This is a genomic window from Streptomyces cyaneochromogenes, assembly GCF_003963535.1.
GTDB lineage: Bacteria > Actinomycetota > Actinomycetes > Streptomycetales > Streptomycetaceae > Streptomyces > Streptomyces shaanxiensis.
The window spans coordinates 3,954,621-3,967,801 of the sequence record NZ_CP034539.1 but is presented as its reverse complement, the minus strand read 5'-3'; the positions used below and the strand labels follow the sequence as shown (position 1 = coordinate 3,967,801).

The 13,181-nt window shown below is 69.4% G+C and carries 11 protein-coding genes; 9 read left to right on the top strand and 2 right to left on the bottom strand.

Features of this window, described 5'->3' with window-relative positions:
- Nucleotides 1-170 precede the first annotated feature (170 nt).
- Nucleotides 171-1,553, top strand: a complete 1,383-nt coding sequence (locus EJ357_RS17750) for a nitrate/nitrite transporter (RefSeq protein WP_126392608.1) — start codon at nucleotides 171-173, stop codon at nucleotides 1,551-1,553.
- A 154-nt stretch (nucleotides 1,554-1,707) separates the two neighbouring features.
- Entirely contained in the window at nucleotides 1,708-2,859 is a 1,152-nt protein-coding gene (locus tag EJ357_RS17745; RefSeq protein WP_126392607.1) for a uroporphyrinogen-III synthase, read from the top strand.
- A 113-nt stretch (nucleotides 2,860-2,972) separates the two neighbouring features.
- Here the strand turns inward: EJ357_RS17745 and EJ357_RS17740 are convergent, their stop codons facing one another.
- Nucleotides 2,973-3,500 (bottom strand): anthrone oxygenase family protein, encoded by a 528-nt coding sequence (locus tag EJ357_RS17740; RefSeq protein ID WP_126392606.1) that lies wholly within the window; start codon nucleotides 3,498-3,500, stop codon nucleotides 2,973-2,975.
- Between the two features lie 207 nt (nucleotides 3,501-3,707).
- Between EJ357_RS17740 and EJ357_RS17735 the strand changes: the two genes are divergently transcribed.
- The 6 genes from EJ357_RS17735 to EJ357_RS17710 all read left to right on the top strand — a co-directional run bounded on the left by EJ357_RS17735 (nucleotide 3,708) and on the right by EJ357_RS17710 (nucleotide 10,863).
- Entirely contained in the window at nucleotides 3,708-4,304 is a 597-nt protein-coding gene (locus EJ357_RS17735) for a CGNR zinc finger domain-containing protein (protein WP_126392605.1), read from the top strand.
- A gap of 319 nt (nucleotides 4,305-4,623) precedes the next feature.
- A complete protein-coding gene (locus EJ357_RS17730; protein WP_010039908.1) occupies nucleotides 4,624-5,145 on the top strand; it encodes a sigma-70 family RNA polymerase sigma factor in 522 nt (173 codons plus the stop codon).
- Entirely contained in the window at nucleotides 5,145-5,981 is an 837-nt protein-coding gene (locus EJ357_RS17725) for an anti-sigma factor family protein (protein WP_126392604.1), read from the top strand. The genes EJ357_RS17730 and EJ357_RS17725 overlap by 1 nt, the downstream gene beginning before the upstream one ends.
- Before the next feature lie 69 nt (nucleotides 5,982-6,050).
- Nucleotides 6,051-8,477 carry a HelD family protein gene (locus EJ357_RS17720; protein WP_126392603.1) on the top strand — a complete coding sequence of 809 codons (2,427 nt, stop codon included), beginning with the start codon at nucleotides 6,051-6,053 and terminating at the stop codon, nucleotides 8,475-8,477.
- A 317-nt stretch (nucleotides 8,478-8,794) separates the two neighbouring features.
- Entirely contained in the window at nucleotides 8,795-10,219 is a 1,425-nt protein-coding gene (locus tag EJ357_RS17715; RefSeq protein ID WP_126392602.1) for an NAD-dependent malic enzyme, read from the top strand.
- 362 nt (nucleotides 10,220-10,581) lie between these two features.
- Nucleotides 10,582-10,863, top strand: coding sequence for an HU family DNA-binding protein (locus EJ357_RS17710; RefSeq protein ID WP_004000874.1), 282 nt, complete (start codon nucleotides 10,582-10,584; stop codon nucleotides 10,861-10,863).
- A gap of 129 nt (nucleotides 10,864-10,992) precedes the next feature.
- Here EJ357_RS17710 and murA read toward each other — a convergent pair whose 3' ends face one another.
- Entirely contained in the window at nucleotides 10,993-12,333 is a 1,341-nt protein-coding gene (gene murA, locus EJ357_RS17705) for a UDP-N-acetylglucosamine 1-carboxyvinyltransferase (RefSeq protein ID WP_126392601.1), read from the bottom strand.
- Nucleotides 12,334-12,586: 253 nt separating this feature from the next.
- On the opposite strand from murA, the gene EJ357_RS17700 reads away from it, so the two are divergent.
- Entirely contained in the window at nucleotides 12,587-13,159 is a 573-nt protein-coding gene (locus EJ357_RS17700) for a YqgE/AlgH family protein (RefSeq protein ID WP_030054423.1), read from the top strand.
- The last annotated feature ends 22 nt before the right edge of the window (nucleotides 13,160-13,181 follow it).

The following is a 13,181-nucleotide window of genomic DNA, read 5'->3' as shown; positions in this document are numbered from 1 at the left end:
ATCTCGCCCTTATATAGGGACGACCAACACAACCTCTCACCCGCCCTCCCCGCCGGGTGAGAGCAAAGTTCCTTTCCGGTCACCCGGTGCCACAGACCGGAAACGCGCCCTCCCTACCTTCGGGACCAGCCACTCAAGCGCGACCGAGCCCCGAAGACCGTGGAGGCGTCATGACAGCCCCTAGCACAGCCCCCGCCGCGAGCAGGGGAGGCCGCTGGATCGACCACTGGGACCCCGAGAACGAGGCGTTCTGGAACGAGACCGGTGAGAAGATCGCCCGCCGGAACCTCTTCTTCTCCGTCCTCTCCGAGCACATCGGGTTCTCGATCTGGACCCTGTGGTCCGTGATGGTGCTCTTCATGGGGCCGGAGTACGGGCTCACCCCCGCCGACAAGTTCTTCATCGTCTCGATGGCCACGCTGGTCGGCGCCATCGTCCGCGTGCCCTACACCTTCGCCGTCGCCATCTTCGGTGGCCGGATGTGGACGGTCATCTCGGCCAGCATGCTGCTCCTGCCGACGATCGCCGCGTTCGCCGTGATGGAGCCGGGGACCTCGTTCACCACGTTCCTGCTGTGCGCGATGCTGGCCGGTGTCGGCGGCGGGAACTTCGCCTCCAGCATGACCAACATCAACGCCTTCTTCCCGCTCCGGAAGAAAGGCTGGGCGCTCGGACTCAACGCCGGCGGCGGCAACATCGGTGTGCCCGTCGTACAGCTCGTCGGTCTCGCGGTCATCGGCGCCAGCGCCGGCCCGCGCGTCCTGCTGGGGATCTACATCCCGTTCATCGTGATCGCCGCCGTCCTCGCCTGGCTGAAGATGGACAGCATCTCGTCCGTGAAGAACGACACCGGCGCCGCCAAGGACGCCGTGAAGGACGCCCACACCTGGATCATGTCCTTCCTCTACATCGGCACCTTCGGTTCCTTCATCGGCTACTCCTTCGCCTTCGGTCTGGTCCTCCAGACGCAGTTCGGGCGTACGCCGCTCCAGGCCGCCTACGTCACCTTCATCGGCCCGCTGCTGGGCTCCCTGATCCGCCCTGTGGGCGGCTGGCTCGCCGACCGCTACGGCGGCGCGAAGATCACGCTGTGGAATTTCGTCGCCATGGCCGCCGCGACCACGGTCATCATCGTGGCCTCGATGCAGGAGTCGCTGCCGCTGTTCACCACCGCGTTCATCGCCTTGTTCGTGCTGACCGGCCTCGGCAACGGCTCGACGTACAAGATGATCCCCGGCATCTTCCAGGCGAAGGCCGCCGCCAAGGGGCTCACCGGTGAGGAGGCCGCTTCCTACGGCCGCCGGCTCTCCGGCGCCTCCATGGGCCTGATCGGCGCGGTGGGCGCGCTCGGCGGCCTCGGCATCAACCTCGCCTTCCGCCAGTCCTTCCTCACCGTGGGCTCCGGGACCGGCGCCTTCGTCGCCTTCCTCGCCTTCTACGGCCTCTGCTTCGCGGTCACCTGGGCCGTATACCTTCGCCGCCCGGCCGCCTCCGAGACTCACGCCACATCGGCGACCGAGGCAAAGCCGCAGCTCAGCTACGCCGAAGTGTGACGTAACACTGCCGACATGAAGCCGAACCGAGCCTGTCACGCACCGTTGACAGGCTCGATCGGCATGCAGGTTCGACCACCCTGGGTGAAGTCAGGAACTCCCTCGGTGCAAACACCTGGCGCAAGTACCACAACTCGAGTGCGGGACGAGAGTTATGTACGACGAACAGCAGCAACCGGAACACGGGCCGCTCGCGGGGTTCACCGTGGGTGTGACCGCCGCGCGCCGGGCCGACGAGCTCGGGGCGCTGCTTCAGCGTCGCGGCGCCGCGGTTCTGCATGCCCCCGCCCTGCGGATCGTGCCGCTCGCCGACGACAGCGAGCTGCTCGCCGCCACCAAGGAGATCATCCAGCGGACGCCCGACGTCGTGGTCGCCACCACCGCGATCGGCTTCCGGGGCTGGATCGAGGCCGCCGACGGGTGGGGGCTGGGCGAGGACCTGCTGGAACGGCTGCGCGGGGTCGAGATCCTCGCGCGCGGGCCGAAGGTCAAGGGTGCGGTACGGGCCGCGGGGCTGACCGAGGACTGGTCGCCGTCCAGCGAGTCCATGGCCGAGGTGCTGGACCGGCTGCTGGAGGAGGGTGTCGACGGGCGCCGTATCGCCGTCCAGCTGCACGGTGAGCCGCTGCCCGGGTTCGTGGAGGCGCTGCGGGTCGGGGGAGCGGAGGTGCTCGGGGTGCCGGTGTACCGGTGGCTGCCGCCGGAGGACATCGGGCCGGTCGACCGTCTGCTGGACGCCACGGTCTCCCGCGGCCTGGACGCGCTCACCCTCACCAGCGCCCCGGCCGCGGCGTCCCTGCTGTCGCGGGCCGAGGAACGCGGGCTGCTTCCCGAGGTGCTCGCCGCCCTCAACCACGACGTCCTTCCGGCCTGCGTCGGTCCGGTCACCGCGCTGCCGTTGCAGGCCCGCGGGGTCGACACGGTGCAGCCTCAGCGGTTCCGGCTCGGTCCGCTGGTCCAGCTGCTGTGCCAGGAGCTGCCCGCCCGGGCCCGGTCGCTGCCGATCGCCGGGCACCAGGTGGAGATCCGCGGTCATGCGGTGCTGGTCGACGGGGCGCTGCGGCCCGTACCGCCGGCGGGTATGTCCCTGCTGCGGGCTCTGTCCCGTCGGCCCGGGTGGGTGGTGGCCCGATCGGAGCTGCTGCGGGCGTTGCCGGGTGCCGGGCGCGATGAGCATGCGGTCGAGACGGCCATGGCTCGGCTGCGGACGGCTCTTGGGGCGCCGAAGTTGATCCAGACGGTGGTGAAGCGGGGGTATCGGCTGGCGTTGGACCCTGCCGCCGACGCGAAGTACGCGGACGTCTGAGCTGGTTTCGCCCCCGCCGCCCCTACCCGTCCCCTCTCCAGGGGCTCCGCCTCTTCGACCCCGCCAGGGGACTTCGCCCCCTGGACCCCCCATCGGCCTGAACGGCCTCGTCCTCAAACTCCCCCAGAGGGGGCCCCGGACGGGCTGAGATCAACTGACCGGCGCCGAGAGCGGCCGTATTCCACCAGCGCCCGCCCCAAGCACCCCACCGCCACCGTCGACAAAACCCCCCGCACCACATTCCACGCCACCCACGGTCCCTCGAACTCCTCCCGCAGAGCAGCCGGATCGCCGGCCCCCTCCAGCCCGTCGTTGAGCGGGATGTTGAAGGCGACCGTGACGAGGAAGGCGAGCGCGTACGCCGCCAGTGCCACCCGCACCCACCACCGGTACGGCTCCCCACGCAGCTGCCACGCCGACACCGCCGTCAGCGCCGGCGCCCCGAGGAAGCTCAGGAAGAACACCGGGTTCTGGATCACCTCGTTGATGTCGCGCATGACCTCGACGTAGACCCGGTCGTCACTGCGCGCCAGCCCGGGCATCACCGCGCACGCGAAGACGTAGAAGCTCCCGGCGATCAGGCCCATCGCGACGGTGGCCGCGCCCAGTACGGTTCCGGCGATCGTGTCGTTTCGTGTCATGTCCTTCAGTCAACGGGCGTGAACGCCGCCCGAACATGGCCGTCACGCGCAGCTCCATACGCGGTCGTCCAGCGCCAACCACCGGTACGAGGGGTTCCGGCTCCGCGAGCGGGCAGGCACTGTTAGAGGGAACGGTTCCCCCAGCCCTCCTCACGGCATCTCACCGACCCCTCCTGACCGGGGTGACCCCTAGGCGGTGACAGGCACATGGCACTGGGTACGGTCACGGACGCGTACGAGCTGCGGTTCGACGCCGGACGGATCTGTCTGGACCTCCTCGCGACCACGCACCCCGAGGAACGGTTCGACTCCGTCGAGGTGTTGTGCGCCTGGATCGCCGGGGCGGGGCTCGTCCCACCGGGCACGCCGCTCGCCCACGCGGACGCCTCCTGGCTCGTGGCCTTCCGCGAACTGCGCGGACGTATCGGACAGTTGGTGCGAGGCGGTCTCCATCCCGAGCCCTGGCCGTCGTACGACATCGCGCTCGGGCAGGTCAACGACATCGCTCTCGCCGCGCCCCCGGCACCCCGCGCCGTACGCGGTGAAGACGGCACCCTCGTGCGGGAGTTGGATCATCCGCCCGAGTGTGCCGCCCTGCTCGGGGCCGTCGCCCGGGACGTGCTGGAGCTGCTCACCGATCCGGTCGCGCGGGCCGGGCTGAGGGAGTGCGAGGGCGACAACTGTCCGATCGTTTATCTCGATACGTCCCGGGGGCGCAGGAGGCGCTGGTGTTCCAGTGAGGTCTGCGGGAACCGCGAAAGGGTCGCCCGGCATCGCCGTCGCGCCGCTCTCACCCGAGCCTGACAGTCCGTTATGCGGCTTGTGTGCGTGGGCTGTCGAAGTGATTTCGATTACACCTCGTTTACCTACGCACCCGTAGGGAAGCACGGGCTCGATCTTGCCGATGTGGTGGAAATGTAAAGATCGCACGGTGGGAATGTGCTGCCATGTCCCGCTCGTCACGTCACTCCACAGAAAACTGTCGCCTCACTTTGAACGCTCAAAGGGCCGCTTCCGTACGGGTGGTCGAGCGACCGACTGGGGGAACCCCCGGACATCGGAGGTGGGCGTGCGCAAGGATTCCGTCGTGGCCAATGAACGTGGATCGAGGGCCCGACATCGCATGTCCCAGCCCTCGGAACCTGATGAGGAGCTGATGCGTGCGCTGTACAGAGAGCACGCCGGACCCCTCCTTGCGTATGTCCTTCGACTGGTCGCCGGTGATCGGCAACGAGCAGAGGACGTCGTGCAGGAGACGCTCATCCGTGCCTGGAAGAACGCCGGACAGCTCAATCGAGCGACCGGATCGGTACGCCCCTGGCTGGTGACGGTCGCGAGGCGCATCGTCATCGACGGCCACCGCAGCCGGCAGGCCCGGCCGCAGGAGGTCGATCCGTCGCCGCTGGAGGTCATCCCCGCGGAGGACGAGATCGACAAGGCGCTGTGGCTGATGACGCTGTCGGACGCACTCGACGACCTGACTCCTGCCCACCGGGAGGTGCTGGTCGAGACGTACTTCAAGGGACGTACCGTCAACGAGGCGGCCGAGACGCTGGGCATACCCAGCGGCACCGTCCGCTCCAGGGTCTTCTATGCCCTGCGGTCGATGAAGCTGGCTCTGGAGGAGCGGGGGGTGACGGCGTGATGAGTGTTTACGGGGGAAACCAGGGATTCGGGATGGGCGGTTCGGGTATGTCTGGACCCATGCAGGGACATCCGGTTCCGAGCGAGCACGAGACCGTCGGCGCCTATGCCCTCGGGATCCTCGACGACGCTGAGGCAACCGCTTTCGAAGCACACCTCGCGACCTGCGAATGGTGCGCCCAGCAGCTGGACGAGCTCGCCGGGATGGAGCCGATGCTGGCCGCGCTCGCGGACCTGCCCGGTTCCGGCACGCCCGCCATCGGCGAGTCCCTGTCGGCGAAGCCCAGCCCGCGGCTGGTCAACAAGCTCGTCGACGAGGTCGCCGAGCGCCGTGCCCAGAAGCGCCGGCGCAGCTTCTACATGGTGGCCGCGGCGGCCGCGCTGATCGTCGGCGGGCCGTTCGTGGCCGTGGCGACCAACGGCAGCGGCGACGGCGACGGCGGCGACGGCGGGAACCGGGTCGTGACGGCGGCCAACCCCGCCAAGGAACTGTTCACCAGCATCAAGAACAAGGTCTCGGGCAACGACTCGACGACCGGTGTCAGCGCGACCGTCGCCCTGCAGGAGAAGCTCTGGGGCACCGAGACGGCCCTCGAACTCAAGGGCGTCAAGGGTCCGCTCAAGTGCTCCCTGATCTTCGTCAGCAAGGACGGCGAGCGCGAGACGGCCGCCTCCTGGTCCGTCCCGAAGTGGGGCTACGGCATCCCGGACGCCAAGACCGAGCAGGCCAGGAACCCGCTCTACGTCAGCGGCGGCGTGTCCATGGCTCCCGACGAGGTCGACCACATCGAGGTCATGACCTTCGACGGAAAGAAGCTGGCCGACGTCGACGTGTAGTCGCCGTAGCTTTTCCGGGTCCCCTTCGCGTACGGTTGACGGCTGCCCAGCACGTCAGAAGGGGGCCCGGTGGCCGCTCAGGCTCAACAGGAAACCGCGCTCGAAGACTCCCGGAGAGACCGAGAGATCGGCGTCGAACAGGAACACCTGGACCGGGTGTACCGGCGCCTCGAGGAGAAGATCCACGAGGCCGAGTTCCTGATGAACGACGCGGCCAAGCGCGGCCAGGTCGGTACGCCCGGCGCCCTCGCCGAGCGGGACGCGCAGGTCTTCCGGGCGGGCGTCCACCTCAACCGGCTCAACAACGAGTTCGAGGACTTCCTCTTCGGCCGTATCGACCTGCTGCTCGGCAAGGACGGCAAGAAGGGGCCCGACGGCGCCTACACCGCGGTCGAGCCCGCCGAGGGCGCCGTCCGCGACGACAACACCGCCGACATCGCCGAGACCCTGCACATCGGCCGTATCGGTGTGCTCGACCAGGACTACGCCCCGCTGGTCATCGACTGGCGGGCCCCGGCCGCGGCGCCCTTCTACCGCTCCACCCCGGTCGATCCCGGGCGGGTCGTACGGCGCCGGGTCATCCGTTCCAAGGGGCGCCGCGTGCTGGGCGTCGAGGACGACCTCATGCGCCCCGAGCTCAAGGCGTTCCTCGGCGGGAACGAGCTGCCCGTCATCGGCGACGGCGCCCTCATGGCCGCCCTCGGGCAGGCCCGCAGCCACACCATGAGGGACATCGTGGCGTCCATCCAGGCCGAGCAGGACCTGGTCATCCGCGCCCCCGCCGCCTCGGTGACGTATGTCGAGGGCGGTCCCGGCACCGGCAAGACCGCCGTCGCCCTGCACCGCGCCGCCTACCTGCTCTACCAGGACCGGCGCCGGTACGCGGGCGGCATCCTGATCGTCTCGCCGACCCCGCTGCTGGTGGCGTACACCGAGGGCGTGCTCCCCTCCCTGGGCGAGGAGGGCCAGGTCGCCATCCGCGCGATCGGCTCGCTCGTCGACGGGGCCGAGGCCACGCTGTACGACTCACCGGCCGTGGCCCGCGCCAAGGGCTCGTACCGCATGCTCAAGGTGCTGCGGAAGGCGGCGCGGGGCGCGCTGGAGCTGGGGCCGGGAGGCCGGGCCACTCCCGGCCGGCCCGCCGCCGGTGCCGCCGGGGCGAACGGCACGGGTCAGCTCGCCTTCGGCGAGGACGAGGCCGACTCACCCGCCCAGACCTCCGCCGGACCTCCCACCCGGCTGCGCGTGGTCGCCTTCGGGCGCCGCCTGGAGCTGGAGGCCGACGCGCTGGAACGTATCCGCCGGACCGCCCTCGGCGGCACCGCCCCCGTGAACCTGCTGCGCCCGCGCGCCCGCAAGCTGCTGCTCGACGCCCTGTGGGCGAAGTCGGGCGGCGCCTCCCGCCACACCGACCCGGAACTGGCCGCCGAACTGCGTTCCTCCTTCGACGAGGACGTGATCTCCGAGGACAGCTTCATCGGCTTCCTCGACGCCTGGTGGCCGGAGCTGACTCCGAAGGCCGTCCTGGACGCGATGGCCGACGAGCGCCGGCTCGGCCGCTGGGCCCGCCGGATCCTCAACCCCGGCGAGATCCGCAAGGTGGCCCGCTCGCTGAAGCGGGACGGCCACTCCGTGCACGACATCGCCATGCTCGACGAGCTCCAGGCGATCCTCGGCACCCCGGCCCGCCCGAGGAAGAAGCGCGAGCTGGACCCGCTCGACCAGCTCAGCGGCCTGGAGGAGCTGATGCCGGTGCGCGAGGAGTCGCAGCGCGAGCGCGCCGAGCGGCTGGCGGCCGAGCGCACCGAGTACGCCCACGTCATCGTCGACGAGGCCCAGGACCTCACGCCGATGCAGTGGCGGATGGTGGGGCGCCGGGGCCGGCACGCCACGTGGACGGTCGTCGGCGACCCGGCCCAGTCGTCCTGGTCCGACGTGGACGAGGCCGCCGAGGCCCGCGACGAGGCCCTCGGCACCCGCCCGCGCCGCCGCTTCCAGCTCACCGTGAACTACCGCAACCCGGCCGAGATCGCTGAACTCGCGGCGAAGGTGCTGGCGCTCGCCATGCCGGGCTCCACGTCACCGTCGGCGGTGCGCTCCACGGGTGTCGAACCCCGTTTTGTGACAACGAACAATGGACACAGCACGGTCGTGCGCGACTCCCTTGCGCAGACCGTCCGCGAAGAGGCCGCCCGGCTGCTCGACCAGGTCGACGGCACGGTCGGCGTGGTCGTCGCCATGCAGCGCCGCGAGGAGGCGGCCAAGTGGCTGGCCGGGCTCGGCGACCGGGTCGTGGCGCTCGGCAGCCTGGAGGCGAAGGGCCTGGAGTACGACGCGACGGTCGTCGTCTCCCCGGCCGAGATCGCGGACGAGTCACCGGCCGGGCTGCGGGTGCTGTACGTCGCGCTGACCCGGGCCACCCAGCAGCTCACGGTCGTATCGGCGGAGCGGGACGAGCCGGACACCACCGGGGTGCCCGACCTCCTTCGAGATTGATCCGGATGAACCACCGGTACGGGAATGGCCTTACGGGATCCGTTTGTTAGCCTGGGTGTGGCACCGGCTCGATCCAAGCCCCCGGGCCCAACCTTCGTCGCTACGAGCGACCACTTGCCGCGAGGCGAGCATGGCGGGTCGGTGTCATGAACGTAGAGAAGGGACCCACGTCACCATGTGACGTGGGTCCCTTCTCATGAGAAGGCGTGGCGAACAATACGTTCGCAATTCAAGCCCGGCTAACCCCTACTCGGCGGTAGGTGCGACGATCGGACGGCGTACCCAGCGTTACACGGTGAAAGCAGAGGAAGTCGGCCATGGCAACGGCGCCCAGCGTCTCCTACTCGATGACGGTCCGGCTGGAGGTGCCCGCGAGCGGAACCGCGGTCTCCCAGCTCACCGGAGCCGTCGAGTCCCACGGAGGCTCGGTGACCGGCCTCGACGTGACCGCGTCCGGCCACGAGAAGCTCCGCATCGACGTCACCATCGCGGCCACCTCGACCGCGCACGCCGACGAGATCGTCGAGCAGCTCCGTCACATCGAGGGCGTCACGCTCGGCAAGGTCTCCGACCGTACGTTCCTGATGCACCTCGGCGGCAAGATCGAGATGGCGTCGAAGCACCCCATCCGCAACCGTGACGACCTGTCCATGATCTACACGCCGGGTGTGGCCCGGGTCTGCATGGCCATCGCCGAGAACCCCGAGGACGCCCGCCGCCTCACCATCAAGCGCAACTCCGTTGCGGTCGTGACGGACGGCTCGGCGGTGCTGGGCCTCGGCAACATCGGCCCGAAGGCCGCGCTGCCCGTCATGGAGGGCAAGGCGGCCCTCTTCAAGCGGTTCGCCGGCATCGACGCCTGGCCGATCTGCCTCGACACCCAGGACACCGACGCGATCGTCGAGATCGTCAAGGCGATCGCCCCCGGGTTCGCCGGCATCAACCTCGAGGACATCTCCGCCCCCCGCTGCTTCGAGATCGAGGCACGGCTGCGCGAGGCCCTCGACATCCCCGTCTTCCACGACGACCAGCACGGCACGGCGATCGTCGTCCTGGCCGCCCTGACCAACGCACTTCGTGTCGCGGGCAAGGCGATCGAGAACATCCGCGTCGTCATGTCCGGCGCGGGCGCGGCCGGTACGGCCATCCTCAAGCTGCTCATCGCCGCGGGCGTGAAGAACGCCGTCGTCGCCGACATCCACGGTGTCGTGCACGCCGGCCGCGAGGACCTGGTGGACGCCGCGACCGACTCGCCGCTGCGCTGGATCGCCGACAACACCAACCCCGAGGGCCTGACCGGCACGCTGAAGGAGGCCGTGCGCGGCGCGGACGTCTTCATCGGCGTCTCCGCCCCGAACGTGCTCGACGGCGACGACGTGGCCGCCATGGCCGACGACGCCATCGTGTTCGCGCTCGCGAACCCGGACCCCGAGGTCGAGCCCGCAATCGCCCGTCAGACGGCCGCAGTTGTGGCCACGGGCCGCTCCGACTTCCCGAACCAGATCAACAACGTGCTGGTCTTCCCGGGTGTCTTCCGCGGTCTGCTGGACGCCCAGTCCCGCACGGTCAACACCGACATGATGCTCGCGGCCGCGAAGGCGCTCGCGGACGTGGTGACCGAGGACGAGCTGAACCCGAACTACATCATCCCGAGCGTCTTCAACGACAAGGTCGCGGGCGCGGTCGCCGGGGCGGTGCGGGAGGCGGCGAAGGCGGCGTCCGCGGTGCCGTCGGCCGAGTAATCACCTGGGTTCGGCGCCTCACAGCCCCGAAAAGTGTGCGTGGGCTGTGAGGATCGCCACGGCAAGCCCTTGTAACGGCGCGTCGTGGAACCAAGGGCCTTGAAACGGCGTTTATCGTGACGGCCAAGCTCAGGCCCTCTCTTCGTGTGACTCCCACGGGTGTTCTCACGACTCCTCCGGGCGCCGGATTGGCTTTCCCGCCGCAGGTAGGGGCAGGATGCGTCTCTGGGCGCGAGGGTCTGACGACGGACCCGGGTCCGGGGACTGTCCCAGGGCCCTGGCAGCATCGACTTCGCTGTGCCCGATATGCGGCTCCGCCGCGTGGCACGCCTCAACGGCAAAAAGAACACGGGAGTAACAACATGAACCGCAGTGAGCTGGTGGCCGCGCTGGCCGACCGCGCCGAGGTGACCCGCAAGGACGCCGACGCCGTGCTGGCCGCTTTCGCCGAGGTCGTCGGCGACATCGTCTCCAAGGGCGACGAGAAGGTCACCATCCCCGGCTTCCTGACCTTCGAGCGCACCCACCGTGCCGCTCGCACCGCCCGCAACCCGCAGACCGGCGACCCGATCCAGATCCCGGCCGGCTACAGCGTGAAGGTCTCCGCGGGCAGCAAGCTCAAGGAAGCCGCCAAGGGCAAGTGACCTTGCCGTCTGTACACCACGGGACGGTGTGCGGCTTGTAGAACGCCGATGGGGCGGCACCCGGTTCTCGGGTGCCGCCCCATCGTGGTTTCACTTGTCAACGGCCGCGAACGCCGGCCGTGCCGGGAGCTACCCCAGTGCCTTGCCGGGCAACTCCACCTTGGCACCGAGCTCCACGAGCTTCTCCATGAAGTTCTCGTAGCCACGGTTGATCAGGTCGATGCCGTGCACCCGCGAAGTCCCCTGGGCCGCCAGGGCCGCGATGAGGTACGAGAAGCCGCCGCGCAGGTCGGGGATGACGAGGTCGGCGCCCTGGAGCTTGGTGGGGCCCGAGACGACCGCGGAGTGCAGGAAGTTGCGCTGGCCGAAGCGGCAGTCGGAGCCGCCGAGGCACTCGCGGTAGAGCTGGATGTGGGCGCCCATCTGGTTCAGCGCGGAGGTGAAGCCGAGGCGGGACTCGTAGACCGTCTCGTGGATGATCGACAGGCCCGTCGCCTGCGTCAGGGCCACCACCAGCGGCTGCTGCCAGTCCGTCTGGAAGCCCGGGTGCACATCCGTTTCGAGGGCGATGGACTTCAACTGGCCACCGGGGTGCCAGAAACGGATGCCCTCGTCGTCGATCTCGAAGGCACCGCCCACCTTCCGGTAGGTGTTGAGGAACGTCATCATCGAGCGCTGCTGCGCGCCGCGGACGTAGATGTTGCCCTCGGTCGCCAGCGCCGCGGACGCCCACGAGGCGGCCTCCAGACGGTCCGGGAGGGCCTTGTGGTTGTAGCCGCCGAGCGAGTCCACACCGGTGATGCGGATCGTGCGGTCGGTGTCCACGCCGATGATGGCGCCCATCTTCTGCAGGACGCAGATGAGGTCCTCGATCTCCGGCTCCACGGCCGCGTTCGAGAGCTCGGTGACGCCCTCCGCGAGCACCGCCGTCAGCAGCACCTGCTCGGTCGCGCCGACGGACGGGTACGGCAGCCGGATCTTCGTGCCGCGCAGCCGCTGCGGAGCCTCCAGGTACTGCCCGTCCGCCCGCTTCTCGATGCGCGCGCCGAACTGCCGCAGCACCTCGAAGTGGAAGTCGATGGGACGGCCGCCGATGTCGCAGCCGCCGAGGCCGGGGATGAAGGCGTGGCCGAGGCGGTGGAGCAGGGGGCCGCAGAACAGGATCGGGATGCGGCTCGAACCAGCGTGGGCATCGATGTCAGCGACGTTCGCGCTCTCCACGTGGGAGGGGTCCATCACCAACTCGCCGGGTTCCTCACCCGGACGGACCGTGACCCCGTGCAGCTGCAGCAGGCCTCTTACGACACGCACGTCACGGATGTCCGGCACGTTGCGCAGTCGACTTGGCGCGCTGCCCAGCAGGGCGGCGACCATGGCCTTCGGTACGAGGTTCTTCGCACCGCGGACACGGATCTCGCCCTCCAGCGGGGTTCCGCCGTGGACAAGCAGGACATCGTCGTTGACGGTCATGTATCTCGCGTTCCGATGAGTTGGGCAGGGGCCAGAAGGGAAAGGGTAATCGCCGCCGACCCCCCTTCTGTAAGCCCGAGGACGGCTCAGGAACGTCATAGCTCTGTCACAACACGAACCGTTCGCCGTCGGGCACAAGCGGTGACCATCGCCGTCGTGCGCCCGATCCTGCTTCTTTCCGCCCTGAGCTGCATTCACTCCCGAACCGCCATTGCCTCCCCACACGAAGGGAAGATGCGGGATCATGTCTGGCATGACCGAGGTGTCCTCGCTCACAGGGCGGCTGCTCGTGGCAACGCCCGCCCTGGCGGACCCGAACTTCGACCGCGCGGTGGTGCTCCTTCTCGACCACGACGAGGAGGGCTCCCTCGGTGTCGTCCTCAACCGTCCGACCCCCGTGGACGTGGGCGACATCCTGGAGGGCTGGGCGGACCTCGCCGGCGAACCCGGTGTCGTCTTCCAGGGCGGCCCGGTGTCCCTGGACTCGGCCCTCGGTGTCGCTGTCATCCCCGGTGATGCGAACGGCGAGAGCGCCCCGCTGGGCTGGCGCCGGGTGCACGGCGCGATCGGGCTCGTGGACCTGGAGGCCCCGCCGGAGCTGCTCGCCTCGGCCGTCGGGTCCTTGAGAATCTTCGCCGGGTACGCCGGCTGGGGACCCGGCCAGCTGGAGGACGAGCTGGTGGAGGGCGCCTGGTACGTCGTCGAGTCCGAGCCCGGCGACGTCTCCTCGCCGTCCCCGGAACGGCTGTGGCGCGAGGTGCTGCGCCGCCAGCGCAACGAGCTCGCGATGGTGGCCACCTACCCGGACGACCCTTCGCTCAACTGAAACATGTGAGCTTCAGTACTCT